22 protein-coding genes are annotated in these 25,791 nt (G+C 72.7%); 4 read left to right on the top strand and 18 right to left on the bottom strand.

Translation table 11 applies throughout. The features are described 5' to 3' along the window. Nucleotides 1-69: 69 nt before the first annotated feature. Nucleotides 70-1,329, top strand: coding sequence for an esterase family protein (locus GXP74_RS03635; RefSeq protein ID WP_182449966.1), 1,260 nt, complete (start codon nucleotides 70-72; stop codon nucleotides 1,327-1,329). Nucleotides 1,330-1,393: 64 nt separating this feature from the next. Here GXP74_RS03635 and folE read toward each other — a convergent pair whose 3' ends face one another. The 6 genes from folE to dacB all read right to left on the bottom strand — a co-directional run bounded on the left by folE (nucleotide 1,394) and on the right by dacB (nucleotide 9,207). Beyond that, nucleotides 1,394-2,002 (bottom strand): GTP cyclohydrolase I FolE, encoded by a 609-nt coding sequence (folE, locus tag GXP74_RS03630; protein WP_182449965.1) that lies wholly within the window; start codon nucleotides 2,000-2,002, stop codon nucleotides 1,394-1,396. Between the two features lie 144 nt (nucleotides 2,003-2,146). Then, on the bottom strand, nucleotides 2,147-4,153 hold the full coding sequence (gene ftsH, locus GXP74_RS03625) for an ATP-dependent zinc metalloprotease FtsH (protein ID WP_182449964.1): 2,007 nt from the start codon (nucleotides 4,151-4,153) through the stop codon (nucleotides 2,147-2,149). Nucleotides 4,154-4,454: 301 nt separating this feature from the next. Continuing rightward, nucleotides 4,455-5,009, bottom strand: a complete 555-nt coding sequence (gene hpt / locus GXP74_RS03620) for a hypoxanthine phosphoribosyltransferase (RefSeq protein ID WP_182449963.1) — start codon at nucleotides 5,007-5,009, stop codon at nucleotides 4,455-4,457. A gap of 68 nt (nucleotides 5,010-5,077) precedes the next feature. Next, nucleotides 5,078-6,238, bottom strand: a complete 1,161-nt coding sequence (gene tilS / locus GXP74_RS03615) for a tRNA lysidine(34) synthetase TilS (protein WP_182449962.1) — start codon at nucleotides 6,236-6,238, stop codon at nucleotides 5,078-5,080. 317 nt (nucleotides 6,239-6,555) lie between these two features. After that, nucleotides 6,556-7,677 carry a zinc-dependent metalloprotease gene (locus GXP74_RS03610; RefSeq protein ID WP_225447695.1) on the bottom strand — a complete coding sequence of 374 codons (1,122 nt, stop codon included), beginning with the start codon at nucleotides 7,675-7,677 and terminating at the stop codon, nucleotides 6,556-6,558. Between the two features lie 57 nt (nucleotides 7,678-7,734). Continuing rightward, nucleotides 7,735-9,207, bottom strand: a complete 1,473-nt coding sequence (gene dacB / locus GXP74_RS03605) for a D-alanyl-D-alanine carboxypeptidase/D-alanyl-D-alanine-endopeptidase (RefSeq protein WP_225447694.1) — start codon at nucleotides 9,205-9,207, stop codon at nucleotides 7,735-7,737. A gap of 77 nt (nucleotides 9,208-9,284) precedes the next feature. Between dacB and GXP74_RS03600 the strand changes: the two genes are divergently transcribed. After that, nucleotides 9,285-9,779 carry an inorganic diphosphatase gene (locus GXP74_RS03600; RefSeq protein WP_182449960.1) on the top strand — a complete coding sequence of 165 codons (495 nt, stop codon included), beginning with the start codon at nucleotides 9,285-9,287 and terminating at the stop codon, nucleotides 9,777-9,779. A 113-nt stretch (nucleotides 9,780-9,892) separates the two neighbouring features. Here GXP74_RS03600 and GXP74_RS03595 read toward each other — a convergent pair whose 3' ends face one another. The 5 genes from GXP74_RS03595 to GXP74_RS03575 form a co-directional block, all read right to left on the bottom strand. After that, nucleotides 9,893-10,582 (bottom strand): class I SAM-dependent methyltransferase, encoded by a 690-nt coding sequence (locus GXP74_RS03595; RefSeq protein ID WP_225447693.1) that lies wholly within the window; start codon nucleotides 10,580-10,582, stop codon nucleotides 9,893-9,895. A gap of 29 nt (nucleotides 10,583-10,611) precedes the next feature. Continuing rightward, a complete protein-coding gene (locus GXP74_RS03590) occupies nucleotides 10,612-11,343 on the bottom strand; it encodes a trans-aconitate 2-methyltransferase (protein ID WP_182449959.1) in 732 nt (243 codons plus the stop codon). A gap of 69 nt (nucleotides 11,344-11,412) precedes the next feature. Beyond that, nucleotides 11,413-12,636, bottom strand: a complete 1,224-nt coding sequence (locus tag GXP74_RS03585) for a C40 family peptidase (protein ID WP_182449958.1) — start codon at nucleotides 12,634-12,636, stop codon at nucleotides 11,413-11,415. 98 nt (nucleotides 12,637-12,734) lie between these two features. Continuing rightward, nucleotides 12,735-13,859: a hypothetical protein gene (locus GXP74_RS03580; protein ID WP_182449957.1), complete on the bottom strand. Its 1,125-nt coding sequence runs from the start codon at nucleotides 13,857-13,859 to the stop codon at nucleotides 12,735-12,737. A gap of 13 nt (nucleotides 13,860-13,872) precedes the next feature. Then, nucleotides 13,873-15,777, bottom strand: coding sequence for a threonine/serine exporter ThrE family protein (locus tag GXP74_RS03575; protein ID WP_225447692.1), 1,905 nt, complete (start codon nucleotides 15,775-15,777; stop codon nucleotides 13,873-13,875). Between the two features lie 344 nt (nucleotides 15,778-16,121). On the opposite strand from GXP74_RS03575, the gene GXP74_RS03570 reads away from it, so the two are divergent. Then, a complete protein-coding gene (locus tag GXP74_RS03570; RefSeq protein ID WP_225447691.1) occupies nucleotides 16,122-16,415 on the top strand; it encodes a hypothetical protein in 294 nt (97 codons plus the stop codon). 139 nt (nucleotides 16,416-16,554) lie between these two features. On the opposite strand, the gene GXP74_RS03565 is transcribed toward GXP74_RS03570, so the two are convergent. From GXP74_RS03565 to GXP74_RS03545, 5 genes are all read right to left on the bottom strand, one after another. Beyond that, nucleotides 16,555-16,767, bottom strand: coding sequence for a hypothetical protein (locus tag GXP74_RS03565; RefSeq protein WP_182449955.1), 213 nt, complete (start codon nucleotides 16,765-16,767; stop codon nucleotides 16,555-16,557). 127 nt (nucleotides 16,768-16,894) lie between these two features. Further along, nucleotides 16,895-18,229 carry an iron uptake transporter deferrochelatase/peroxidase subunit gene (gene efeB / locus GXP74_RS03560; RefSeq protein ID WP_182449954.1) on the bottom strand — a complete coding sequence of 445 codons (1,335 nt, stop codon included), beginning with the start codon at nucleotides 18,227-18,229 and terminating at the stop codon, nucleotides 16,895-16,897. Continuing rightward, nucleotides 18,229-20,313 carry an iron uptake transporter permease EfeU gene (gene efeU / locus GXP74_RS03555; protein ID WP_182449953.1) on the bottom strand — a complete coding sequence of 695 codons (2,085 nt, stop codon included), beginning with the start codon at nucleotides 20,311-20,313 and terminating at the stop codon, nucleotides 18,229-18,231. The genes efeB and efeU overlap by 1 nt, the downstream gene beginning before the upstream one ends. A gap of 177 nt (nucleotides 20,314-20,490) precedes the next feature. Continuing rightward, on the bottom strand, nucleotides 20,491-20,916 hold the full coding sequence (locus tag GXP74_RS03550) for a hypothetical protein (RefSeq protein WP_182449952.1): 426 nt from the start codon (nucleotides 20,914-20,916) through the stop codon (nucleotides 20,491-20,493). Between the two features lie 104 nt (nucleotides 20,917-21,020). Then, nucleotides 21,021-21,407 carry a Zn-ribbon domain-containing OB-fold protein gene (locus GXP74_RS03545; RefSeq protein ID WP_182449951.1) on the bottom strand — a complete coding sequence of 129 codons (387 nt, stop codon included), beginning with the start codon at nucleotides 21,405-21,407 and terminating at the stop codon, nucleotides 21,021-21,023. Between the two features lie 178 nt (nucleotides 21,408-21,585). On the opposite strand from GXP74_RS03545, the gene GXP74_RS03540 reads away from it, so the two are divergent. Then, complete coding sequence (locus GXP74_RS03540; protein ID WP_182449950.1) at nucleotides 21,586-22,188, top strand: TetR/AcrR family transcriptional regulator; 603 nt, start codon at nucleotides 21,586-21,588, stop codon at nucleotides 22,186-22,188. 56 nt (nucleotides 22,189-22,244) lie between these two features. Here GXP74_RS03540 and trxA read toward each other — a convergent pair whose 3' ends face one another. Both trxA and GXP74_RS41770 read right to left on the bottom strand, forming a co-directional pair. After that, the gene (trxA, locus tag GXP74_RS03535; RefSeq protein WP_182449949.1) at nucleotides 22,245-22,622 is read right to left on the bottom strand and encodes a thioredoxin; all 378 of its coding nucleotides are present in this window, start codon (nucleotides 22,620-22,622) and stop codon (nucleotides 22,245-22,247) included. A gap of 111 nt (nucleotides 22,623-22,733) precedes the next feature. Then, complete coding sequence (locus GXP74_RS41770; protein WP_304940905.1) at nucleotides 22,734-25,724, bottom strand: AAA family ATPase; 2,991 nt, start codon at nucleotides 25,722-25,724, stop codon at nucleotides 22,734-22,736. Between the last annotated feature and the right edge of the window lie 67 nt (nucleotides 25,725-25,791).

Genomic DNA, 25,791 nt, shown 5'->3' with positions numbered 1-25,791 from the left:
GACGGCGCCCCATCGTGGTGAGAGTGCGGATCGAACCCGGCCTGCCGGCGGGAAACAGGAGCTACGCCCATGGATCTGACGAGCAGTTCACTGCTGGACGCGTGCATCGCGCTCACGGTGGTGAGCGTCGGCCTCACCGTCTGGCTCTGGCCACGGCTCGCCCGACGCGGAGTCCTGTGGATCCTGGCCCGGCTCGGCATGATCCTGATGTCCCAGCTCTCGCTGGTGCTGGTGGTCGCCCTGATGATCAACTCCTACGGTGACTTCTACCCGACCTGGGACGACCTGGTCGGCGGGGGCGGCAACCAGCAGGTGGCGTTCGGCCAGACCACCGGCGCCGACAACGGCACCGCCGGGGTCGCCGCCGGGGCGAACGGGCTGATAACGAACGACGCCACCAGCGACCTGGGGCGCTGGCACGACCTGCCGAGCGGCCCGTCCGACCAGGTCGGCGAGACGGTGTCGGTGCACATCCACGGTCGGCGCAGCAAGATCAACGACCACGCGATCGTCTACCTGCCGCCGCAGTACTTCCAGCCCGCCTACGCCCACACCGCGTTCCCGGTGATCACCTCGTACACCGGCTTCCCCGGGATGGTCGAGACGGTGATGGACAACCTGAAGCTGATCCAGCAGTTCGCCAAGATGGAGCAGAACGGCCAGGCGCAGCCGACCATCGTGGTGCTGATCTCGCAGAACGTGACCATGCCCCGGGACAACGACTGCATGAACATCCCGCACGGGGACCAGGTGGAGACCTTCCTGACCAGTGACTACCTGGAGGCGATGCGCTCCACCTACCGGGTCACCAGCGATCCGCACGGCTGGGGCCTGGAGGGCTACTCCGAGGGCGGCACCTGCGCGCTGGTGCTGGCGATGCGCTACCCGCAGTACTTCACCGTGGTCGGCGACCTCGGCGGCGACTACGCGAACGTCGAGGACTCGCAGACCGGGAACCTGTTCGGCCCCAAGGGCAGCGCGGCCCGGACCCAGCTGATGGACCAGTACAACATGGAGTGGCGGCTGAAGCACCTGCCCGCCCCCGCCGTCCAGGTGCTGCTCGCGACCACCTCCAAGGAGTCCGACTACAAGGCGACCGAGCAGTTCCTCCGCTACGTGAAGGCCCCGATGTCGGCCACGCCGATGCTGCTCAAGAACGGTGGCCACAACTTCACCACCTGGACCGAGGAGCAGGAGCCGACGCTGACCTGGATGAGCGAGCACATGGCGCCGCCGGTGGAGCAGACCCCGCCGGCGCCCGTCCACTCGCGGCCGACGCCGCAGCCCGGCCGTACCGGGAAGCGCTCGACGGTCGCCGGGGGCGCCTGAGCAGAGCGAAGGGGAGGGCCCGCCGCCGACCGGCGGGCCCTCCCCTTCCGCTACCCCGGGGCGGTCAGCGGCCGATGATCAGGCTCATCGCCTCGGCCCTGGTCGCGGCGTCGCGCAGCTGGCCGCGGACCGCCGAGGTCAGCGTCTTGGCGCCGGGCTTGCGGATGCCGCGCACCGACATGCACATGTGCTCGGCCTCGATCACCACGATCACCCCCCGGGCGTCCAGGATCCGGATCAGCGCGTCCGCCACCTGCGTGGTCAGCCGCTCCTGGACCTGGGGGCGGCGGGCGTAGACGTCCACCAGCCGGGCGAGCTTGGACAGACCGGTGATCTTGCCGCTGACCGCCGGGATGTAGCCGACGTGCGCCACCCCGTGGAAGGGCAGCAGGTGGTGCTCGCAGCAGGAGACCAGCTCGATGTCCCTGACCAGCACCATCTCGTCGTGGCCGAGGTCGAAGGTGGTGGTCAGCACGTCCTCCGGCTGCTGCCAGAGCCCGGCGAATATCTCCTCGTAGGCGCGCGCCACCCGGGCCGGGGTCTCCCGCAGGCCCTCGCGGTCCGGGTCCTCGCCGACCGCGATCAGCAGTTCCCTGACGGCGTCCTCGGCACGCTTCTGGTCGAACTCACGCACGGCTCCGGTAGAACCCTCGATGGTAACCGGGTCGGTCATGGGTTGTTCCTCATCTCTCAGAAGTCGTCTCGGGCGGGCGTCTCGGTCATCGCCCAAGGTCGGCGGCCCCGAAAAAGCCCGATGCCGCCGTCCCAAGGCTAGAACCTCGGGGCGACGGCATCCATTCCGGGCCGTAAAGGCTGGTCAGCCCTCTGTGGGCTCCGGCGGGAGCTTCACGATGTCGACCGGAGCCGGCGGCATCAGCTGGGCGCCGTTGGTCAGCGCCAGCTCCCTCGGGGACTGCACCGGCGGCCGGGTGGACGGGGTGCGGCGAGCCGAACCCGTCCAGGCCGGACGAGCGGGACGCCGCACGATCGGACGGAAGATCTCCGCGATCTGCTCCTTGTTCAGCGTCTCCTTCTCCAGGAGTTCGAGAACCAGGTTGTCCAGCACGTCCCGGTTCTCGACCAGGATCTCCCACGCCTCGTTGTGGGCGTTCTCGATCAGCTTCTTGACCTCTTCGTCCACCAGCCCGGCGACCTCTTCCGAGTAGTCGCGCTGGTGACCCATCTCCCGGCCCAGGAAGGGCTCGGAGTTGTCGGTCCCGAACTTGATCGCACCCAGGCGCTCGGTCATGCCGTACTGGGTGACCATGGCCCGCGCCGTGGCGGTGGCCTTCTCGATGTCGTTGGACGCGCCGGTGGTCGGGTCGTGGAAGACCAGTTCCTCCGCCGCGCGCCCGCCCATCATGTAGGCGAGCTGGTCGAGCATCTCGTTGCGGGTGGTCGAGTACTTGTCCTCGTCCGGCAGGACCATGGTGTAACCCAGGGCCCGGCCACGGGACAGGATGGTGACCTTGTGCACCGGGTCGCTGTTCGGAGAGGCCGCCGCGACCAGGGCGTGTCCGCCCTCGTGGTAGGCGGTGATCTTCTTTTCCTTCTCCGACATGATCCGGGTGCGCTTCTGCGGACCGGCCACGACGCGGTCGATCGCCTCGTCCAGCGTGAGGTTGTCGATCAGCTTCTTGTCACCGCGAGCGGTGAGCAGCGCCGCCTCGTTCAGCACGTTCGCCAGGTCCGCGCCGGTGAAGCCGGGGGTACGCCGGGCGACGACCATGAGGTCGACGTCCGGGGCGACCGGCTTGCCCTTCTGGTGGACCTTGAGGATGTCGTGCCGACCGGTGAGGTCCGGGCGGTCCACCGCGATCTGCCGGTCGAACCGGCCGGGACGCAGCAGCGCCGGGTCGAGGATGTCCGGACGGTTGGTCGCCGCGATCAGGATCACGCCGCCCTTCACGTCGAAGCCGTCCATCTCGACCAGCAGCTGGTTCAGGGTCTGCTCACGCTCGTCGTGCCCGCCGCCGAGGCCGGCGCCGCGGTGGCGGCCGACCGCGTCGATCTCGTCGACGAAGACGATCGCCGGGGCGTTCGCCTTGGCCTGCTCGAAGAGGTCGCGGACCCGGCTGGCGCCGACACCGACGAACATCTCCACGAAGTCGGAGCCGGAGATCGAGTAGAACGGCACCCCGGCCTCCCCGGCGACCGCGCGGGCCAGCAGGGTCTTACCGGTTCCGGGCGGGCCGTAGAGCAGCACACCCTTGGGGATCTTGGCGCCGACGGCCTGGAACTTGGCCGGTTCCTGCAGGAACTCCTTGATCTCGTGCAGTTCCTCGACCGCCTCGTCCGCGCCCGCGACGTCCGCGAAGGTCGTCTTGGGCGTGTCCTTGGTGATCAGCTTGGCCTTGGACTTCCCGAATTGCATGACCCGGGAGCCGCCGCCCTGCATCTGGTTCATCAGGAACAGGAAGACCACCACGATCAGCACGAACGGCAGCAGCGACAGCAGGATGCTGACGAAGGGGTTCTGCTTGTCCTGGCTCACCGTGTAACTGGTGACCGACCCACCCTTGACCTGGTTCTGCAGGTTGTCGGCGAGCGTCGCGGCGTAGGCGTCGTTCACATACGGCGCCTGGATCTGCGAGGTGCCGTCGAAGGTCTTGCCGTCCTTCAGCTGGACCTTGATCATCTGACTGTCGCCAGTCGTGATCTGGACTGCCTTGGCATTGCCGTCGTTGATCTGCGCGACGACTGCGCTGGTGTCCTCGGTCTTGTAACCGGCCGAGGACGACACCACGGTCATCAGCACGAAGACAGCGGCAACCGCCAGCAGGACCCAAATCACCGGCGCACGGAAGTATCGCTTCACGTCCATCCATGCGGGGCGACGTGAGCCGCCCCGTCCCTCCTGCCACTGTGCGGCATCTCACGGCCCGCGGGCCGTGGATGCGTCCTATGTCTGACCTCGACCGGTTGGTCATCCGCTGTTCATGCCCTACATCTGTTCATGCCCTGGAGCGCGAACAGCAGATAATTGGACGGTACCGCAGCCATTCTCCATCTGGATGGCGCGGTACCGGTGCCAAACGGCTCTTCCCCGGGTCCAACGGAGGGAAACTGCGTACTGTTCCCGCTCCGCTGCCCCGTTTGCCGCAGCCGTTCGGCGGTGGCGCGTCTCAGCCGCCGTACACGTGCGGGGCCAGCGTCCCGACGAACGGCAGGTTGCGGTACTTCTCGGCGTAGTCGAGGCCGTAGCCCACGACGAACTCGTTGGCGATGTCGAAGCCGACGTACTTGACGTCGATCGACACCTTGGCCGCGTCGGGCTTGCGCAGCAGCGCGCAGACCTCCAGCGAGGCCGGGCCGCGCGACTGCAGGTTGCTGAGCAGCCACGACAGGGTGAGCCCGGAGTCGATGATGTCCTCGACGATCAGCACGTCGCGCCCGCTGATGTCGGTGTCGAGGTCCTTGAGGATCCGGACCACCCCGGAGGAGCGGGTGCCCATGCCGTACGACGACACCGCCATCCAGTCCATGGTGACCGGGTTGTGCAGGGCCCGGGCCAGGTCCGCCATGACCATCACCGCGCCCTTCAGCACGCCGACGATCAGCAGGTCCTTGCCCGCGTAGTCACGGTCGATCAGCGCCGCCAGCTCGCCCAGCTTGGCGTCGATCTCGTCCTTGCTGATCAGCACCTTCGCAAGGTCGGTGCCCATGTCCTTCTCGTCCACCCGCGGTACTTCCTCAAGTGCTGGAGATCCGGTGTCTGCTGTCCAACCTTGCCATACCTGGTCAGGGGCTACGGACGGCGGAAGGCCAGGCGGCCGGAGCGGCGGCGCAGTTCCACCGCGCCCGGCAGGTGCAGTGGTCCCTGCCCGTGCCACGCGGTGACGAGCTGGTCCATCGCCTCGACATGGCGGGCGAAGAGGTCCCCGGCCGGGCTCCCGGCCCGGATCGCGGCCCGGCGCAGCACCCGGCGGCGGACGGCGGGCGGGACCTCGGCGAGCTTGCGGACGTCCAGGCCGTTCTCGTCCAGGGCGTCGGCCTCGACCTGGGCGGCCCAGGCGTCCAGCGCGTCGGCGTCGTCCCGGAACAGCCGGGCGGTGCGGGCCAGGGCCTCCACCACGCCGCCGCCGAGGTGCTTCTCCAGGACCGGCAGCACCTCGTGCCGGACCCGGGCCCTGGTGTAGGCCGGATCGGTGTTGTGCGGGTCGTCCCAGACCGGCAGGTCGAGTACGGCGCAGGCCTGGCGGGTGGTGCTGCGGTCGAGGTCGAGGAACGGACGGCGGTAGCGCCCGGTGGCGGCGGCCATCCCGGACAGCGAGCGCGGCCCCGAGCCCCGTGCGAGGCCGAGCAGGACGGTCTCGGCCTGGTCGTCCCGGGTGTGGCCGAGCAGGATCGCCCGGGCGCCGTGGCGTTCGGCGGCGCTGTCCAGCGCGGCGTAGCGGGCGTCCCGGGCGGCGGCCTCGGGGCCGCCGCCGCCCTGCCGCGGGCCGCCGCCGTGGGCCGCCGCCCAGCCCCGGCCGACCCGGACGCCGAGGGCGTCCACCGGGTCGAGGCCGAGCGCGCGCAGCCGCCCGGCGACCTCCACGGCGCGGGCGGTGGAGCCCTGCTGTAGTCCGTGGTCGACGGTGACGGCCCCGGCCCGCAGGCCCATCCTGGCGGCCTCGAAGGCGGTGGCGGCGGCCAGCGCCATGGAGTCGGCGCCGCCGCTGACGGCCACCAGCACCAGCGGGGCGTCCGGCGCGGGGCGGGGGCGGGGGGTGCGCCGCTTGGCGTGCTCGGGGTCGACGTCGCCGACCGGGTGGAAGACGGGGTGGGCGGGGGCGGGCACCGGGCGCGGGGCCGGGTGCCGGTCGGTGGGGGTGCCGGCGAAGGTTTCGGGTACCTGGGCGGCGACGTCGTTGAGGACCCGGCGTACTGCCAGGCGTATCGCGGCCACTGCGGGATGCGGACCCATGGTTGATCACTCCTCGGGTCGAGCCGGGGGACGGAGGGCTGCCGAATCGTCTCACAGAGTGATCGGCATATCACGAATCGTGGCGACGGGATCGCGGACAGATCGTCGCAGAAGTCTTCCGTGCCGCGCACCGCACCGGTTGCCACAATCCCCCGGTTCCGCCCGGAAGGATGAATGGCGAAACGTTACTCCACCCGTTTCACCACAGGTTCTCCATGAGCCGACGCCGCCCCCGACCGGGTCGGGGGCGGCGTCGTCGGCTCAGCGGCGGGCCGCTCGCGGGCGGACCGCTCGTGGGCGGGCTACTTGTGGGCGGGCTACTTGTGGATCCGGGCGACCCAGGCGGCCGGGTCGTGGATCTCCTCCTTGGTGGGGAGGGTGTTCGGCGAGGTCCAGACCCGGTTGAAGCCCTCCATGCCGACCGCGTCCACCACCGCCCGGACGAACACCGCGCCGTCCTGGTACTGCCGCAGCTTGGCGTCCAGGCCCAGCAGCCGGCGCAGCAGCTGGTCCAGTCGGCCCGCGCCCTTGGCCCGGCGCTGCTGGAACTTCTCCCGGATCTCCTCGACCGAGGGCACGACCTGCGGTCCCACCCCGTCCATGACCACGTCCGCGTGCCCCTCCAGCAGCGACATCACGGCCGTCAGCCGCCCCAGCACGGCGCGCTGCGCGGGGCTCTGCACCACGTCGATCAGGCTGCCGCCGAGACCGCCGGCCTCCTCGTCGGAGCCGGGCCAGCCGCCGCCCGGCAGCGAGCCGATGGCCTCGCGCAGCCGCTCCAGCAGCGTCGCCGGGTCCACGTCGGTCTCCGCCAGGAAGGTCTGGATCTCGCCCTCGATGTGGTCCCGCAGCCACGGCACGGCGGTGAACTGGGTGCGGTGGGTCTCCTCGTGCAGGCACACCCAGAGCCGGAAGTCCTGCGGGTTCACCTCCAGCTCGCGCTCGACCTGGACGATGTTGGGGACGACCAGCAGCAGCCGTCCGGGGGGCGTCGGGTGCGCCTCGTCCAGCCCGGACAGGTCCGCCGGGATCTCGGCCGGGGCGAAGGTCTCGTACTGGCCGAGGACCCGGGAGGACATGAACGCCAGCAGCATCCCCACCTCCAGACCGGTGACCTTGCCGCCGACCACGCCCAGCGCGGCGCTGCCCGGGATGTCGGCCCGGCGCGCCTGCATCCGCTCGGTGAGCGGGGTGATGATGGTGCGGAACCCGGCCACGTTGGCCTTGATCCAGCCCGGGCGGTCCACCACCAGCACCGGTGTGCCGCCGCTCGGCGAGCCCATCCCGGTGAACGCGCGGACGTGCTGCTCCGAGGAGGCCGCGTGGCGGCGCAGTTCGGCGACGGCCTCCCTGGCCTCCTCCCGGCTCACCTCGGGGCCGGGACGCACCAGTCGGGTCGCGGTGGACACCGCGAGACCCCAGTCGACCATGTCTGCCATGTCCGCTCTCACTCCTCCGGAGGGGGTGTCACCTGCCACCGTACGTGTTCCTGCCCACTAGCGGCAGCCGCATGCGGCGACGCGCCCGGCGAGCACGTCCAGCGCGGACCGGGCGGCGACCGGGTCGCCGCCGCCGTTGGACATGAACGCGAAGGCCAGCAGCCTGCCGTCACGGTCGACGACCAGACCGGCGAGGGTGTTGACGGTCGACAGCGATCCGGTCTTGGCCCGGACCACGCCGAGCCCGACGCTGCTGGTGAAGCCCTCGACGTCGGGATCCAGGGTGCCGGTGAAGCCCGCGACCGGCAGGCCCAGCACGATCGGACGCAGCTCCGGGTGCGCGGGCGAGGCGTCCAGCGCCAGCAGCTGCGTCAGCACGTCGGCGGGCAGGGCGTCCTGGCTGTCCAGGCCGCTGCTGTCGTACAGCCGGGTGCCGTCCAGCCGGATGCCGAGCCCGCGCAGGGTGTCCAGCACGGCGGTGGCCCCGCCGGTGAAGGTCGCGGGCCGCCCGGCGGCGACGGCGATCTGGTGGCCCAGGGCCTCGGCGATGTCGTTGTCGCTGTTGGTCAGCATCCGCTCGACGATCTCCGACAGCGGCTGCGACCGGACCTGGGCCAGCGGGGTGGCGGCGGCGGGCGCGGTGGTCTGCGCGGGCGCGCCCTGGACGCTGATCCCGCGCGCGCCGAGCAGCGCCGCGAAGTCGGCGGCGGCGGTGGCGGCCGGATCGGCGTAACGCGGGGCGTCCTCGGTGCTGGCCGGGTCGATCCGGCCCTCGTCCACGGTCAGCGCCTGGACCAGGGCGATGTTGTCGTTGACCCCGATCGGGTGCAGCGGGCTACCGGTGAACAGCGAGGTGTCGTACCCGAGTCGTACGCTGCGGACACCGGCGGCCCGGAGCGCGGCGGCGGTGCGGGTGGCCAGCGTGGCCAGGCTGGCCTGCGGGTCGCCGCCGCCGGTGGGCGCGGCGGTGAGGGTCGGGTCGCCGCCGCCGACCAGCACGATCCGGCCGGGGGCGGCGGTGACCACCCGCGTGCTGAACCGGTGCGCCGGGCCGAGCAGGGTGAGCGCGGCGGTGGCGGTGGCGATCTTGTTGGTGGAGGCCGGGGTCAGCGGGGTGGCGGCGGCGGAGGCGTAGAGGCCGCGCCCGGTGGCCACGTCCACCACCGAGGCGGTTGCCCGGCCGAGCGCGGGCACGGCCAGGTCCGGGCCGAGTTCGGCGGCGAGGGCGGACGGCACCGGCAGCGGGGCGGCGGCGCCGGTCGCGCCGACCGCCGGCCGCAGCACGTCCTGCGCGGGCTGCCAGCTGGGCGCGGGCACCGCCATGAGCCGCGGTTTCGGCGGCTTCCCGGTGGTCCGTGCGGTCTGTCCCAGTCGGCGCTGGGCGACCCGCTGGCCGTCCTGCCACGGTCCGGTGGCGGCGATGCTGGTCGCGGCGAGCACCAGCCCGATCCCGCCCGCCGCCAGCACGACGGTGCGCGTCGACGCCAGCGCATAGCCGCGCGCGGCGCGCACCCACCACCTGGAACCCATCCGGACCTGCCCCTCTCCTGAGCACTGCATGACGTAGGAGACACTATTGGCTGCACACGTCTCTCATTGGAGGAGCCTTGGAGTTCGACGTCACGATCGAGATTCCGAAGGGTTCGCGGAACAAGTACGAGGTCGACCACGAGACTGGTCGCATCTTCCTTGACCGGATGCTCTTCACCTCGACCCGCTACCCGGCCGACTACGGCTTTGTCGAGGGCACCCTCGGCGAGGACGGCGACCCGCTGGACGCGCTGGTCATCCTTGAGGAGCCGACCTTCCCCGGTTGCCTCATCAAGTGCCGTGCCATCGGCATGTTCCACATGACCGACGAGGCCGGTGGCGACGACAAGCTGCTCTGCGTCCCCGCGTCGGACCCGCGCTGGGAGCACCTCCGGGACATCCACCACGTGTCGGAGTTCGACCGCCTGGAGATCCAGCACTTCTTCGAGGTCTACAAGGACCTGGAGCCCGGCAAGTCCGTCGAGGGCGCGCACTGGGTCGGCCGGGTCGAGGCCGAGGAGGAGATCGTCAACTCGATCAACCGCCTCAAGGAGTCCGGAAGCGCGCACTGACGCGCCGCTCGGGCTTCCCCGTCGACGCCGCCCCCGCCGAGCCCCGGCTCCGGCAGGGGCGGCGTTCGTCGTCCCACGGCCGCTGTCGCGGTCCGGGGCGAGCGGACAGAGCGTCAGCGCGGGCGGCTGCGGGCGAACAGGAGCGCCCCCGGGTGCTCCCCCGCGGGATCGGTCAGCAGCTCCGCCTCGACCGTGAACCCGGCGTCGCGCAGCCAGCCGCCCATCAGGGCCGGACTGCGGCGATGGACGTGGACCCGCATCGGGTGGCCGCCGTAGCCCTTCGTCTTCAGCCGCGACCCGTCGCCCGCGTGGAAGCCGATCAGCAGCGGCGCGTCCGGGCGCAGCACCCGGCCGATGTCGGAGAGGACCACCGGCACCGCCTCGTCGGGGACGTGCACCAGCGACCAGAAGGCGATGGCCCCGGCGAGCGACCCGTCGGCGAGGTCGAGCCCGGTCATCGAGCCCACCTCGAACCGGATCCCCGGGTGGTCCGCGCGGGCCACCTCGACCATCCCGGGCGAGACGTCGATGCCGAAGGCGTCGACCCCCGACCGGCGCAGGTGGGCGGTGACGTGTCCGGGCCCGCAGCCCAGGTCGGCCACCGGGCCGCCCCCGGCCGCCCGTACCGCCTCGACGAACAGCCGCAACGCCGCCAGCAGGTACGTCTTGCCGTCCAGCGACTCGCGCATCTGTTCGGCGTAGCTGGTCGCGACCGTGTCGTAGGAGCTCCGGGTGTCCGCCAACCACCGGGTGTCCGCCAACCAGCTGTCCATGCCGCCGCTCCGCTCCGTGTCACCGTTCATCCGTCACTTCGCCCGGCCTGGCGGGCCGGCTACGTCGCGCGGGCGATCGTGATGATCTCGCCGCTCTCCGGCGTGACCGGTCCGCGCCGCCAGTCCCCGTACTGACCCTCGACCTCGAAGCCGGACTCGGCCAGGAGCACGTTCAACGGGCCGACGTCCAGGAACCGCAGGCTGCCGGTGTCCTCGCGGAGCACCGTGCCCTCGGCCAGGGAGGTGACCTCGGTGGTGTCGACGACGTCACCGCGGACCTCGATCCGGTACCCCAGCCGCAGCACCCGTCCGTCGGTGAAGGCGATGTCCCCGGAGTCTCCCCGCGTCCACTGCTCCCAGGCCCGGGCCTGCGGGTGCCGGGTCTCGAAGGCGAAGTGGCCGCCGGTCCGCAGGGCGCCGCGGATCCCGGCGAGGGAGGCCCGGACCTCCTCGTCGGACAGCAGGCACTGGAAGGCGTGGCCGGTCATCGTGGCCAGGTCGAACTCCCGACGCCAGGCGATGTCGGCGGCCCTCCCCTCGACCCACTCGACATCGGTGCGCCGCCGCGCCCGTCCCAGCGCCGCCGGGTCGGGATCGAGGCCCAGCAGACGGCCTTGGTGGCCGCGGACCCGGGCCTCACGCAGCATCTGCCCGGTCCCGCAGCCGACGTCCAGCGTCGATCCGGCGGCTGCCACCAGGCCGTCGTAGAACCGGTCGCTCGGCCACCGGTCGGGGTCCCAGGGATTCGCCAGGTCGTACAGCTCCGCGACATCGTCATCGGTGAAGTCCACCCGGGCATGGTCCCGAGGACCGCGGAACCGGTCAACGGAGATTCGGACCCGGGCACGGACCGGCTGGGGTCAGGGGCGGGCGTAGTAGCTCGGGGCGCCCATGATCCAGAGGCTGGCGGTCTTGACCACGGCGCCGGTGCGGGGGGCTTCGATGATCTGGTCGTCGCCGGTGTAGAGGGCGACGTGGTAGATGCCCTGCGGGGTGCCGTCGTGGGACCAGAAGACCAGGTCGCCGGGCCGGAGTTGGCTGTAGCCGAGCGGCCGCGAACGGGCGTACTGGTCGGCGGCGTAGTGCGGCAGGGGGACCCCGGCGCGTTCCCAGGCGCGCATGGTCAGGCCGGAGCAGTCGAAGGTGTCCGGGCCCGCCGCGCCCCAGACGTACGGGAGGCCGAGCTGGGCGCGGGCGTAGCTGACGGCGGCGGCGGGGTCCGGCTCGGCGGGGTCAGGGACGGCGACCGCGTCGGAGTCGGCCGGGGCCGGGGCGTCGAGCGCGGCCCGGCGGGAGGCCACCGCCGCGCGCGTGGTCGCGGCGTCGGCCAGGGCCCGCTCGCGGCGGCGCACCAGGTCGAGCGAGACCTGCTCCGCCGCGGCGAGCTCGCCGAGCAGCGTGGCGTGCTGGGCGTCCAGCGCGGCCACCTCGGTCCGCTGCTGGGCGAGCTGGGCCTCGACCTGCTGCCGGGCCTGGAGCACCTGCGCCGCCGCCTGGGCCGCGACCGCCGAGGCCCGCACGGCGGCGGCGGCCGTCGCGGCGGCGCGGGCGGCGGCGCCGGTGGCCGCGGTCAGCACCAGTTGGGCCCGGCCGTCGACGTCCCGCTGCACCTCCCGCGCCGAGTCGGCGTCCTGGACGTTCTTGGCCTGGAGCACGCCGTCGAAGCCCACCAGGCCCGACGGCACCCCCAGCCGGTACTGCTCCGCCGCCAGCTCCCCGGCCGCGGTCCGGGCGGCCTGCCGCCCCGCCTCGGCCTGGGCGGCGGCGGTCCCGGCCTGGATCGCGGACTGGGTGGCGAGCAGCTGGTGCACGGTCGCGCCGTCGTACCGCTCCACCGCCTGCTCGGCCCGCACGTCGAGGTCCTGCTCCTGGGCCTCGGCGGCGGCGAGCTGCCGCTCGACGTCGGCGACCTGCCGCGCCGTCTGCCGCGCGGTCTGCTGGGCGGTCTCCAGGTCACCCGGGCCCGGGGGCGGGTCGTCGGCGGTGGCGGTGCCGGTCAGCGGCAGCCCGGCCAGCGCGAGCGCCAGCAGGGAGCAGAGCAGGACGCGCCCGGGCCGGGCGCGCAGCGGCAGGCGGTGGAGCACTCGACCCTCCGGACGGGACGGCGGACTGCGGGCTGCACCCAGTCTGTGCGGCGGCGGGCCGTCCCGCAGCGCCGGACAGCCGGACGGGTGACGCCCCGTCAGCTACGGCCGCGGCGGACCGAGGCCGCCCCCCGGCGGCGTCCGGCGGCGACCGTGCGGCGGCGGGCGGCGGCGGCCCGGCGGCGGGATCCGGCGGTGGCTCCGACGGTGGGCTGCTGGTCGGCGGCGGACGGCTGGGCGGGCGTCCGGGTGTGCGGTCCGGTCTTCGACCGGGCGCTGCTCGCGGTGCGCCGGGCGGCCAGCCGGTTGAGCCGGGTCAGGCTGCGGATCCGCTGCTCGTCCGGCGGCAGGTAGCTGCGCGGGTACCCGGCCGCACGGGACGCGGCCAGGCGCTCCGCCACCCGCTCGGCCAGCTGGTGGGCCCGGGTGGGGCGGACTCCGGGCGGGGTGGGCTTGCCCGCGATCAGGTCGAACAGCCACTGCCGGGCGTGGTCCGTCCGCCGGTGGAAGCGGGCCTCGCGGCGGCGGGCCCGGGCGAACTTGCGCGGCCTGCGGGTGTAGCGCCAGCGCGCCCACGGGCTGAACGGCCGGGCCAGCCGCACCGCCGCGATCCAGGACACACCGGGCACCATGATCCCGAGGATCCCGCTCCAGAACTTGCCCTTGAAGAAGGTCACCGCCGTGCACAGGGCGTTGAAGCTGATCAGTCCGATCAGCAGCCAGTGCACCCGGTCCCCGGGGGTGAGCCCCAGCGGCAGGTAGCCGACCAGCAGCAGGCTGGTGAACAGGATCCCGACGATCACCGCGTCCACGGACTTGCGCCCCTGCTCGCTCCAGTAGACGTCCTCCAGGTGCAGCAGCAGCGCGAACTCGTCCAGGGCCAGGCCGCAGCCGATGCCGAAGACCAGCCCGAAGGCGTCGATCCACGGGTGGGTACCGGCCGTGGCGAACGTGCCGATGCCGCCGACCAGCAGGAAGAACATGCCGAAGACGACATGGTGGATGTGCAGGCCGCCCGGGGTCACGTTGCCCGGCCACCAGCGCACCCCGCGCCGGATCATGCGCACGCTGAAGCGGATGAACAGGAACGACAGGATGAAGCCGAGCAGCAGCAGGAGCAGCGGCTGCTTGCCCGGGTCCTGGATGTGGTGGACGTAGTACTCGCCGAAGTGGAAGTGGTGGTTCGCCTCCACCGGGTCCGGGTCGTTCGGGGTCGTCGTCATCGGCAGCCGCCCCTCAGAAGCCGCGGGTGCGCTTGGCGGCGCTGCGCGCGACGGCGGGGCCCTCGCCCTGCGGGACCCGGAGGAACAGCCGGGCCACCTCGCCGCCGAGGTTGACCCCGACCGCGAGCGCCAGCGCCAGCGCGGCGGCCCGGGACACCGCGATCAGCCCGACCAGCGCCTCGCCCCGGGCCAGCGAGAGCAGGCCCAGGTAGATCGCCGATCCGGGCAGCAGCGGGCCGAGGGCGGCGGTGACGTACGGCAGCGAGGAGGCGTAGCGGTAGCGCGAGGCGAGCTGGCCGAAGAGGCCGACCATGACCGCCGCCACGCCGGTCGCGATGATCGGCGACACGTGCGCGTCGACGTCCAGCACGCCGTAGATCGACCAGCCGACCCCGCCGAGCAGGGTCACCATCGGCAGTACCCGGCGGGAGCTCTGCAGCAGCACCGCGAACAGCAGGGTCAGCGCCATCGCGGCGGGCAGTTGCAGCGCCGGGAGGCTGTGCGTGGAGAGGGTCTGCTCCGGGTGCAGGTCGGCGCCGAACTTGACGCCGACGTACAGCACCAGCAGCACGCCGAGGATGATGCCGACGACCAGGTAGAGCACCTCCAGCAGCCGGGCGGCGGCGGTGATGTAGAAGCCGGTCAGGCCGTCGGCGACGGCGGCGACCAGGGCCCTGCCCGGCAGCAGCGCGTACAGCCCACCGGTGATCAGCACCGAGCCGCGCAGCCCGCTGTTGGCGAGGGTGAGCACCACGCCCAGGGCGGCGGCGGGCATCGCCGCGATCACGAACTGGTAGAACTCCGGCAGTCCCCGGTTGGCCACCGCCCAGGCCAGCCGGTCGCCGACGACGGCGGCGAAGAAGGCGCTGACGAAGACCAGCCCGGCCTGCGGGTCCGCCTGGCCGCCGACCAGCAGCGTGGCCGCGCCCGCGAGCAGCCCGGAGGTGAGCGACAGCAGCCAGCCGGGGTACGGGTGCCGGTTGCGGCGGATCTCCGCCAGCCGCCGGTAGGCGTCCTCGACGCTGGTCTTCTCCGCCGTGATGTCGGCGACCAGCCGGTACACGGCGGCCAGCCGGGTGTAGTCGGAGCCCCGGCGGCGGACCACCCGGGTCGAGGTGACCGGCGGCTCGATCAACGAGGGCTGGTAGGAGATGGCCAGCAGGGTGAAGGTGACCTGCGGCTCGCAGCGGTCCAGGCCGTAGGCGTGGCTCACGCCGAGCATCGCCGCCTCGACGTCCTCGGCGCTCTCTCCGCTGGCGAGCAGCAGCTCGCCGATGCGGAGGGTCAGGTCGAGGATGCGTGGGACGTTGCGGCCGATCTCGGCGTGGCCGGGAGTGGCCGAACGCTCGAAGGTGGGGCGCTCGGACATGGGGGTGCGCAGCAGGGTGCGCATCCGGTCCGGCCAGGGGGCGGCGCCGGGGGCGCCGACCCGCAGCTGGGCGACGGGGATCCCGGCGGGGGGCGTGTAGCCGCCGAAGGCGGCCCAGTCGTCGGCGGGAGGCTCCGGCTCGGGGCCCGGTTCGGGTTCGGCGGAGCGGGCGGCGGGGGGCCTGCGCGTGGTGGCGCGCTCGGGCGCGGGCTCGGCGGAGGGCTCGGCGGAGGGTTCGGGCGCGGCGGGGAGGGGCGTGGTGATGGAGACCTGCTCAAGGGACGCGAAGGTGGTACCGACGGGCTCGGCGTGGCCGAGCAGGCCGGGGGTGGCGGTCGGGGCGGTCGCCGCGCCGGACGTGCCGGGCGCCTCCTGCGGGGTCACCGCGAACGTGTCGGCGGACACGGCACCGGACGGGCTCGGCTCGGCGGAGGTCGGCTCGGTGGGGCTCGGCTCGGCGGAGGTCGGCTCGGCGGGGGTCGGCTCGGTGGGGGTGGCGCCGGGGTGGGGGCGGCGAACTCGGCGACCTGGTTTTCTGCCCTGCGGCACCCGCTGCTCCTCCCCGCTCCTGGCCGGCGCACCCCACGCGGTGCCTCTCCGCCACCACCTTGCCCGATGGCACCGCCCGGCGCACGGTCGTACCGCGCGCCCCCCGGTCAATCAGGGGTTGACGCGCCCGCGCGGCAGGACAAAGCGTCACGCACAGGATGCTGACTCCTATGGGGGATATTTACCAATCAAGATGGAACTTTGTCGACTTGTTGGTGAATGCTGGGTGCGCGACGTCAGTCAGCTCTCGACGGACCGGGGATGGCCAGCCCCAACCGTCACCTTCAGCACGCACTTCATTCGAACCACGCACTTCATTCGAACAGGGAGACCTTGTGTCCCGAATGCGCATCTTCACGGCCTTCACCGCGTTGGCAGCCTGTATGTGCCTGGGGATCGGTACGGCGTCGGCGACCGCCAACACCGCCGCCGCGAGCGATCACTCCAACGGCAGCGTCGTCAGCAGCCTCGACTCCGGCAACCTCAGCGGCGCGGTGAACGGCAACGCGAACCGCTCGCAGCAGAGCGCGACCGGTAGCGGGGCGTCCAACGCGGGCGGCACCACCGAGGTGCGCGGCAACACCGGCACGGTCGGCAGCGGCCAGGCCGACCGACTGGCCGCGGAGCTGTACTACTAGGGCCGGGCAGCGGCGTCGGCCGCCACCGCCACCCCGCCCCACCAGCGCCGGGGCGGGTGGGTGCGTGAGCGGGCCGGAAAGGGTCAAGCGGGGGCCGACAGCTGATGGGGCTGTCGGCCCCCGCTGTGTTCCCCGGGGGTCAGGGGTGGTGACGGACCACCACGAAGGCGTCCAGCACCGGGTCGTAGTGGTCGTGGTGCGGGACGCCCGTGGTCGCGGACTCCTCCCGGGCGCGGTGCCCGGCCGGTCGGGCGGGGCCGTCGCCGGAGTAGGCGGCGACCACCACCCCGCCCCGGGGCGGACAGAGGCGGCAGGCGGCAGTGGCGACCGGGCCGGTGAGGGTGTCGGACATGGCGTATCTCCCCTTCGTACGTCGGCGGGGACACGCGCCGCGACCCCGCTCCCCCAGGGGCGACGCCACGTGTCCCGACAGGCACGCACAGTACCCACCGCCACTGACAACCCGACAGCCCCGCTGGTCAGGTCGCCGCCAGCAGCCCCCGCCCGAGCCAGTCCGCGGAGTTCGCCACGCCCGGCAGCACGAAGAAGTAGCCACCGCCGGTCGGCGAGATGTAGTCCACCAGCGGCTCGTCGATCAGCCGCGTCTGCACCGCCTCGAACTGCCGCTGGACGTCCTGCTGGTAGCAGCAGAAGGCGAGGCCCATGTCCAGGTTGCCGTTGCTGTCCAGGCCCCGGTCGTAGTTGTAGCCCCGGCGCAGGATGCGCGAGTCGTCGGTCTTCGCGGTGCGCGGGTTGGCCATCCGGATGTGCGCGTCCAGCGGGATCGCGTTGCCCTGCGGGTCCTTGGCGTAGTCCGGGACGTCGGTCTCGTTGGCGCCGTCCAGCGGGGCGCCGGTGTCCTTGCGGCGGCCGAACATCAGCTCCTGCTCGTTCAGCGAGACCCGGTCCCAGAACTCGACCAGCATCCGGATGATCCGGATCACCTGGTAGCTGCCGCCGGTCGCCCAGGCCGGTTCACCGCTGCCGGAGTCGACCCAGACCAGCTGGTTCATCTGCCGGGCGGAGGTGGTGTCGGGGTTGGCGATGCCGTCCTTGAAGCCGAGCAGGTTGCGCTGGGCGCCGCTCGGCCGCGGGGTGTTCTGGAAGCCGTCGACCCGCCACTTGGCCTGGAGCTGGCCCCGGGTGTGCTTGGCGATGTCACGCAGCGCGTGCAGCACGGTGTCCTGGTGGCCGCCGCAGATCTGCAGCGAGAGGTCCCCGTGCAGTTCGGCGGCCCGCAGGTTGTCGTTGGGGAAGGTCTTCATCGGGGTGAGCTTGCGGGGCTTGGCCGCGGCCAGGCCGAAGCGGCCGTCGAACAGCGAGGCGCCCACGCCGACCGTCACCGTCAGCTCGTCGGCCGGGACGGTCGGGCCGAGGATGCCGTTGTCGGACGGCGGCGCGCCGACACCCAGGTCGGGCGGGGTCCCGCCGGAGGTGAGGAAGGCGATCCGGGAGGTGAGCGTCTTCAGCAGCGCCTCCAGACCGGCCCGGTCGGCGGCGATCACGTCGAAGGCCAGGAACAGCGCGTAGGCCGGGCCCGGGGTGGTGATCCCCGCCTGGTGCGGGCCGTAGAAGCCCACCGCGCCGCCGTCGCCGGGGGCGGCGGTGTCGGCGGCGGCCGTCCCCGCGCCGAGGCTGAGCGCGCCACCGGCCATCGCCGCGCCCACCGCGCCCGCGCCCAGGGCGGTCTTCATCACGGTGCGGCGCGAGGTGCCGCCGGGGACCTCGGACAGCGCGCCGGCGGCGGCGCCGAAACCGAACGGGCAGGAGCCGGTCGACGGCTGGGTCACTGGGGGCTGGAGGTGATCAGTCATCAGGCGGACTTCCGGATCTCAAGCAGGTCGGGGATGGGCGAGAGGTCTTCCAGGAGCTGGCCGACGGCTCCGTTGAGGGTTTCCCGGGCGGTCGGCGTGAGCTGCTGGACCGGCGTCCAGCCGGAGGGGGTGTGCTGCGCGGCGAGCAGCGCCGAGACCCGGCTGATGTCCGCGTCCACGGTCGCCAGCAGCGCCGGGCTGCGCTTGGTGATCAGCGGGCGCAGCACCGTGAGCAGTTCCTCGGTGCCGGACAGGTTGGCCTGGGTGGTGGCGAGGTTGCTGCCGCTGCCCTCGTCGGTGTCGGCGGTGAGCTCGAACTGGAGGGTGTTCTCCAGGATCTCGTGGGTCCGCAGCGGCAGGTCGGTGGGGTCGAAGTCCTGGGTCGGGAAGGCCTTGCGCAGCCCGTCGACGTCGGTGACCAGCTTGTCCGCGACGGCGGTCAGGCTCCGCGCGGACTGGCCGTGCCACAGGCCGTACTCCAGCCGGTGGAAACCGGTGAAGCCCGGGTCGGCCACCCCGAGCGGCAGGCCGTCGGCGCGTCCGTTGATCTCCTGGTCGAAGTCCTCGAAGGTGCCGTAGGCGGCGCCGAGCGAGGAGTACTCCAGGTGCGCGGTGAGCCAGTCGGCCTTGGCCGCGGCCAGGTTCCCGGCGTGCAGGTCGGCGGCCAGCTTCCGGGTCTCCGGGACGAGGGTGGCCAGACCGGCGTTGACGTACGCCTTGTACTGGGCCAGCGGCGCGTCGAGGTCGGCGGCGGCGAGCGGGATCACCGCCGCGACGGCGGTGCCGCCGGAGACGTGGACGGTGGCCGAGGTGACCGCGTTGCCCGAGGTGGGCACGCAGCGCCAGGCGTAGTCGCCGCTGCCTATGGTCGCGGTCAGCGCCCGGGTGGTGCCCGGGGCGATCCCCTCGACCTCGCCGTAGACGGCGTTGGTGGTCGGGTTGATCAGGTAGACCTCGGAGGTCTGGCTGCCGGTGTTGCGCATCTGGAAGACCTGCTGGCCGGGCTCGGGGGTGCTGAAGCCCTGGCCGCAGGCCGTCTGCGAGACGGTGACGGTGGCGGCGGCGGCGGGCTTGCCGTCGCTGGTGGCGATCACCGCACCGGTGACGACGGCCGGGACCGCGACGACAGCGGTGGGCAGCAGCCACCGGCGGCGGCCTCCCGAGCCGGGCGCGGCGGCGGCGGGCGCGGCGGCGGCGGGCGCGGCGGCGGCGGGCGCGGCGGCGGCGGGCGCGGCGGGATCAGCGGCGGGGACAGGCGCGGGGGCGGGCGCGGGGGTGCGGACGCCTCGGACGAAGAGGGTCATCACGATCGCCAGGTACCCGGCGTAGGCGGCGATCTGGAGCCAGGTCATCTCCGTGGTCAGGTTGAACACGCCCTGCACCAGGGTCGCGTACCAGGAGTTGGCGTCAATGCTGCCGCCGAGGTTGAAGGCGAAGGCGGTCCCGCCCGGAAGGACGTTGCCCTCCTGCAGGTCGCGCAGCCCGTAGCCGAGGACTCCGGCCGCGATGACGATCAGTCCGACCCCGGTCCAGGTGAAGAACCTGGTGAGGTTGATCCTCAGCACCCGCCGGTACAGCGCCCAGCAGAGCACCGCCGCGAGCACCAGGCCGATGGCCGCGCCGATCAGCGGGCCGGTGGAGCTGCCCGCCGTCTGCGCGGTGGTCCAGATGAAGAGCGCCGTCTCCAGCCCCTCGCGGCCGACCGCGAGGAAGCTGGTGAGGACGAGCGTCCCGGAGCCGACCGCCAGCGCGGCGGCGACCTTCTCCTTGATCTCACCGGAGAGGTTGCGGGCGTTGCGCCGCATCCAGAACACCATGGCGGTGACGAAGGCGACCGCGATCACGCTGAGCGCGCCGCCGAAGGCCTCCTGCGCACTGGTCGGCAGGTTGGCGGCGGTGAAGGTGAGCACCGCGCCGAAGCTGAGCGAGAGGGCGATGGCCGCCAGCACCCCGGTCCACACCTGCGGCAGACGGGACTTCTGACCGGCCCGGACCAGCGTGGCCACCAGGATCGAGACGATCAGCCCGGCTTCCAGTCCCTCCCGCAGCCCGATCAGGAAACTGGGAAACGCGTCGTCCCACATGAAAGCTGGACTCCTCCCCGGGGCCGTCCCGGTCGTGCCGATGCCGAGCGAGTCCACCGAGCTGCGGACTTAGCTTAGGCATACCTTACTGGGGAGGGTAAGAGTCGTCCATATGCGGGGTGTGAGCCGCCGCCCCGAACTCCAGCGCAGGCTTCGGCGCGGGCTTCAGCGCAGGCTTCAGCGCACCCGGACGGTGACCGCGTCCGAGGTCCGGTCCAGCACCCGGTGCTGCCGGCCGACCAGCGCGAACAGCTGGGCACGGAACTGCAACTCGCCCCGGTGCTGGGCCCTGACGCCCAGTCGCGTCCAGCCGCCGGTGACGCAGTGCGCCTGCTGCCAGCCGCCGTCGCCGATCCGCTCGTCCACGCACAGCTGCATCGGCGTGCCGCCGAAGTCGTCACTGTCGCCGGTGGCGGAGACCTGCACGGTCCGGCCGACCACGACCATGCCGCTGCGGACGCTGATCGAGATCGCGGACTTGGCGGCGGCGGTGCCCGCGCCCAGACCCAGCCCGGCGGCGGCGATGGCCGCGACGACCGCCGCGGAACCGATGCGGCGGACGACCGGCCGGGCGGGCTTCGCGGCCGTGGCGGTGCTGTTCATGTGCTGCCCCCTACTGGCGAGATGACGCGGTATGCACTGCACACTGTAAGGATGTAGCACTGCATTGAAGGGGTCCCCCGCTGAACAGTCCGTGTCGGCCCGCCTCAGGCAGCGACCGGGCGGAACACCGGGCGCAGCGCGCCGCCGTCACCGGTGGCCGCCTCCAGCCGCACCGGCGCGCCCTGCCAAAGCCGGTGGGCGGGCACCGCGGCGATCCTCGCGTGCATCCGGAAGCCCTCGTCCAGTTCGACCACGACCAGGCGCTCCACCTCGGCGGCGGTGGCGGGCGGGGCCATCCGGTAGATCCGGCCCTGGCCGGAGCTGCGCTCCCAGACGAAGTCGGTGCCGCCGCAGGTGGCGCAGAGCAGCCGGGCCCCGGCCGAGCGGTCCGCGCACCAGCGGCACTGCTGGTAGCGCAACTCGCCCTGCGCGAGGCCGTCCTGGAAGACCCCGGCGGGGTCGGTGGCACTGGCGGCGGTCTCAACACTCATGAGGGCTCCTGCAACGGCAGAACGGTCGCGTCTTGACGAACGATCGTTAAGCTAGCGGATCCCGGGCACCCCTTGTCCAGTGGGTGGACGCAATGTGACCGATGCCATCCCTTCGCCCCGCCGGGGCGATCCGGGCTAGAATCTGAACGATCGATCAGTCACCCGAGCAAGGACAGCCATGCGACCTGCCGGACAGAACGCCCTGCTGGAGGCCGCCCGCGAGGAGTTCTCGACTCGGGGATTCGGCAGCGCCTCCATCCGCGACATCGCCCAGCGCGCCGGGATGAGCCTGTCGGCGATGTACCACTACTACTCGGGGAAGCAGGAACTCCTGCACGCCATCCTCGACGAGGGGCTCGACGCGTACTTCGCGGCCTGCGCCACCGCCCTGGAACAGGTCGGGGACGAGCCCGCCGACCGGCTGTCCGCCGTGGTCGCGGCGACCACCCGGTTCCGCGCCGAGCACCTGGCCCGGAGCAACATCCTGCTCACCGAGGAGCGCAGCCTCGATCCGGAGCGGCTGGCCCGCTACAGCCGTAGGCATGCGGAGGCCACCAACCTGTTCCGCCACGCCATCGACTCCGGCGTGGCGGCGGGGGTGTTCCTCACCCCCTACCCGGACGAGGCCCGGCGGACCGTGATCGCCATGTGCAACGCGGTCGCCCAGTGGTTCCGTCCGGACGGCGAACTGACCCTGGACGAGCTGGTGGACCGCCATGTGGCGCTCGCCCTGACCGTGGTCGAGTACCGACCGCAGCGCTCCTGGTCCGGTCGGCCCTGAGCGGTCGGCCCTGAGCGGTCGGCCCGGCTCGGGCCGAGGCAGGTCAGGTCAGCGGGTTATTCGGCGCTGCCCTGGGCCTGCTGCTCGGCGACCTCGCGGCGGACCTCGTCCATGTCCAGCGCCCGGGCCTGCTTGATCAGGTCCTCCAGGGCCGGCGCCGGGAGGGCGCCCGGCTGGGAGAAGACCACGGTGCGGTCGCGGATGATCATCAGGGTGGGGATGGAGCGGATCTCGAAGGCCGCCGCCAGCTCCTGCTGCGCCTCGGTGTCCACCTTGGCGAACACCAGGTCGGGGTGGCTCTCCGCGGCCTTCTCGTAGACCGGTCCGAAAGTCCGGCACGGACCGCACCAGGACGCCCAGAAGTCGATCAGGACGAAGCCGTTCTCCTCCACCGTGTCGTTGAAGTTGTCCTTGGTGAGCTCAAGCGTGCTCATGGCGCGATGACCCTTTCGGCTCGGCGGTCTCGACGGTTTCGCTTCCAGGGTGCAACGGGTCCGGTGGACCCGCTATTCCCCCGCGCTCCCCCGTCCGGTCCCGGTCGCGGCTCACTCCCCCTGCTCCAACGCCGCCGCCAGGCCCTCGGGGCCGGTGCCCACCTTGCGGTGCGCGGCGGCCAGCAGGGCGCCGACGACCCCGACGCCGATGTTCATCTCCTCGGCGATCCGCTCCACCCCCAGCCCGCGCGCCGCCAGCACCGCCACCTGCCGCTCCTCCGGGTTCAGCACCCGCACCACCACCGAGTGCACCCGGGTCGGGCTGGCGCCGGAGGCCACCAGTTCGCCCCGGCCGCGCTGCACCAGGCCGTCCGCGCCGCACTGCACGGCCAGGTCGACACCCTGCTCCAACGGGGCGATGGCGTCCCGCGGCCGACCCGCCCGGCGCAGCGCCGCGCCCTGGTCGACCAGCGCCAGCGCGTACTCGTACGCCGCCGGTGACTGGCCGAGCCGTTCCACCGCCTGCTCCAGCAGGCCCAGGGCCTCGCCCGGTTCGGCGACCGAGGCGGACAGTCGCAGGGCGGTGCCGACGGCCGAGTTGGTGCCGTGCACCCGGGCTTGGGCGAGCGCCTCGGCGGCCAGCTCCCTGGCCCGTTCCGGCTCCTCCGGCGCGATCGCCTGGGCCAGGTGTCCGGCCCAGGGCGCCCAGACGGTGTTGCGCCAGCCCCTGGCCCGGAGCTGTACCCCCGCCTCGGCCAGCTCCTCGGCGGCCTCCTTGCGCCGGTTCTGCGCGAGCAGCAGTCGTCCGTGCAGGGTGGGCGCGTCGGGCAGGGCCATGACCTCGGGATAGGGCGCCTCGAAGTGGTACTCGGCGGCGAGCTCCACCGCCTGGTCCACCCGGCCCCGGCCGAGCAGGGTGTCGATCAGCACGCCGACGATGTCCCACTGCAACGGGGTGTTCCGGCCGAGCCGGTCGGAGCGGCGCAGGGTGGTCCGCAGCAGCGCCTCGGCCTCCTTGAGCCGCTCCCAGCGGTTCAGCACCATCCCGCCGAGGAAGCTGGTGAACGCCTGGTGGCCGCCGCTCCAACCGGCCAGCTCGATGCTCCGGGCGCCCTCGTTGGCCAGCCTGGACGCCAGGTCGAGCCGGTCGTTGTAGGCGTAGCTGAGCCCGAGCAGGATCGGGATCTCGAAGCCCCAGGTGGTGTTGGTCCAGCCGAGGCCGTCGATCAGCCGGCCGTCCTCGAAGGCGTGCTCGGCCAGGGCCAGGGTCTCCGCGGCGTCGGCGCCGCGCATCGCCAGGTCCCAGGCGCGGACCACCTTGACCGCGCGCGGCCCGGCCTCCGAGGTGTCCTGGAGGCCGTCCGACAGTTCGGCCGAGAGCTCGTCGGAGAGTTCCGCGAGCCGGGCGGAGCACTCGGCGCCGTCCTCCTGGTCGCGCAGGAAGGCCCGCCACATGTAGTAGGCGGCCTGCAGTCGGACCCGGCCGGGCCCCTGCGGGGTGCGGGTGATCTCGTCGGCGGTGACCTGCGCGGCCTCGGCCATCCGGTTGCTGTGGCCGAGGGCCTGGCCGAGCCGGAGCGTGGCCTCCTCGCGGCGGCGCGGGTTCAGTCCGGGGGCGGCGCCCAGCGCCTGGCGCAGGTGGTTGACGGTGGCGTGCGGGTCGGTCAGCAGCGCCGAGCGGCCGAGCTCGAACAGCACGTCGGCGCGGTACTCCTCGGCCGGGGGCTCGGCCAGCGCGCGCTCCAGGCAGCGCCGGGCGGCCTCCGGCGCGCCCATGGCCATGTGCTCGACGGCGGCCTGCCGCAGGATGACCACGACGGCCGGATCGTCCTCGGGATAGGTCTCCAGCAGGTGCCGGGAGGCGGTGGCGGCGCTCGCGCCGTCCGCGATCACCTCGGCCGCCGCCTTGCCGTGCAGCGAGGTCCGCATCGCGGACAGCAGCATGCTCTGGTAGACGGCGGTGCCGATGGTCGGGTGCACGAACTCGAGCACCGGGCGGCCCTTCGCGTCCATCGACTCGCGCAGGATCCGCTCCTCGCAGAGCCGTTCCACGGCGGTCCGCTGGCCGGCCGGGTTCAGCACGGCCATCCGCCCGGCGATGTCCGGGTTGATCTCGGTGTCCAGCACCGCCGCCGCGTAGGCGAAGCGGGTGGTGTCCGGGCCGAACAGGGAGAGCCGCTTGGAGATGCCGTGGCCCCGGCTGGCGGCGACCAGCCCGCGCAGCTCGCGGATGTTCTCGTCGACCGGGCCCAGGCCCCGGTCTTTCATCTTGGCGATCAGCGCGACCAGGTCGAACGGGCTGCCGCCGGTGATCGACCAGGCCTCGCGGCAGAACATGTCGTCCGCGTCCTCGCCCAGCTCCTTGCGGATCAGGTGCTCGGTCGAGGCCGGGCCGAGCGTCCGCAGCTGCATCTGGACGCCGATCTGACCCTCCGCCCGGTGCTGGGTGGCCACCGCGCCGTACTCCAGCAGCGGGCGGGCCGAGTCCGGCAGGTCCTCCGGGCGGAAGGCCAGGGCCAGCAGCACCGGCAGTCCGGGGAGCCGCCCGACGAAACCGCTCAGCCAGTCCAGCGACTCGGCGTCGATCCAGTGCAGGTCGTCCACGATCACCACCAGCGGGCCCCGGCGGACCGCCAGTTGGGTCAGCAGCCAGTCCAAGGCCTGGTTGACGCCCTCACGTTGCGGCTCCAGCAGCGCCCCGGGCTGCTGCGGCACGGCCGGGACCAGGCCCAGCGCCGGGGCGGCGATGTCGTACCAGGCCTCCAGCAGCTCCCGCTGCTCCTGCTCGCCGAGCTTCGCGAGCAGCGGCTGGAGCAGCTGCCGCACCACGTGGAACGGGGCCTTGCGCTGCTGCTCACCGCCTCGGGAGGAGAGGATCAGCGCGCCCCGGGCGGTGGCCGCGCGGCGCAGTTCGGCGAGCACGGCGGTCTTCCCGAACCCGGCCGAGCCGCTGTAGAGCAGCAGGTCGCCGAGGTTGGTACCGCCTTCCCGGAAGCCGCCGCAGAGCCGGCTGAGCGCCGCCTCGGCCTGTTCGGTCAGTTCCGCGCGCTCGTAGAGCGCCCGTCCCTCGGCTCCGTGCCCGTGCACTCCGTGATCGGTCACTGTTCGCTCCCACTCGCCAGTCTCCGTGCCCCGAGGCTATCCACTCCGATGGCCGCTCACATACCTT

The sequence above is a fragment of the Streptacidiphilus sp. P02-A3a genome (assembly GCF_014084105.1).
In the GTDB taxonomy this organism is placed as follows: domain Bacteria; phylum Actinomycetota; class Actinomycetes; order Streptomycetales; family Streptomycetaceae; genus Streptacidiphilus.
This window is presented reverse-complemented; position numbering and strand designations above follow the sequence as displayed.

Bases quoted from the DNA above. Each gene is read 5' to 3' on its own strand.
- GXP74_RS03580 (WP_182449957.1), bottom strand. From the start codon at position 13,859: ATGACGACGACCCCGAACGACCCGGACCCGGTGGAGGCGAACCACCAC.
- GXP74_RS03565 (WP_182449955.1), bottom strand. From the start codon at position 16,767: ATGTCCGACACCCTCACCGGCCCGGTCGCCACTGCCGCCTGCCGCCTC.
- GXP74_RS03610 (WP_225447695.1), bottom strand. From the start codon at position 7,677: ATGGCAGACATGGTCGACTGGGGTCTCGCGGTGTCCACCGCGACCCGA.
- efeB (WP_182449954.1), bottom strand. From the start codon at position 18,229: ATGACTGATCACCTCCAGCCCCCAGTGACCCAGCCGTCGACCGGCTCC.
- GXP74_RS03550 (WP_182449952.1), bottom strand. From the start codon at position 20,916: ATGAACAGCACCGCCACGGCCGCGAAGCCCGCCCGGCCGGTCGTCCGC.
- GXP74_RS03595 (WP_225447693.1), bottom strand. From the start codon at position 10,582: ATGAACGGTGACACGGAGCGGAGCGGCGGCATGGACAGCTGGTTGGCG.
- efeU (WP_182449953.1), bottom strand. From the start codon at position 20,313: ATGTGGGACGACGCGTTTCCCAGTTTCCTGATCGGGCTGCGGGAGGGA.
- ftsH (WP_182449964.1), bottom strand. From the start codon at position 4,153: ATGGACGTGAAGCGATACTTCCGTGCGCCGGTGATTTGGGTCCTGCTG.
- GXP74_RS03635 (WP_182449966.1), top strand. From the start codon at position 70: ATGGATCTGACGAGCAGTTCACTGCTGGACGCGTGCATCGCGCTCACG.
- GXP74_RS03540 (WP_182449950.1), top strand. From the start codon at position 21,586: ATGCGACCTGCCGGACAGAACGCCCTGCTGGAGGCCGCCCGCGAGGAG.
- tilS (WP_182449962.1), bottom strand. From the start codon at position 6,238: ATGGGTCCGCATCCCGCAGTGGCCGCGATACGCCTGGCAGTACGCCGG.
- GXP74_RS03570 (WP_225447691.1), top strand. From the start codon at position 16,122: ATGCGCATCTTCACGGCCTTCACCGCGTTGGCAGCCTGTATGTGCCTG.
- GXP74_RS03545 (WP_182449951.1), bottom strand. From the start codon at position 21,407: ATGAGTGTTGAGACCGCCGCCAGTGCCACCGACCCCGCCGGGGTCTTC.
- folE (WP_182449965.1), bottom strand. From the start codon at position 2,002: ATGACCGACCCGGTTACCATCGAGGGTTCTACCGGAGCCGTGCGTGAG.
- dacB (WP_225447694.1), bottom strand. From the start codon at position 9,207: ATGGGTTCCAGGTGGTGGGTGCGCGCCGCGCGCGGCTATGCGCTGGCG.
- trxA (WP_182449949.1), bottom strand. From the start codon at position 22,622: ATGAGCACGCTTGAGCTCACCAAGGACAACTTCAACGACACGGTGGAG.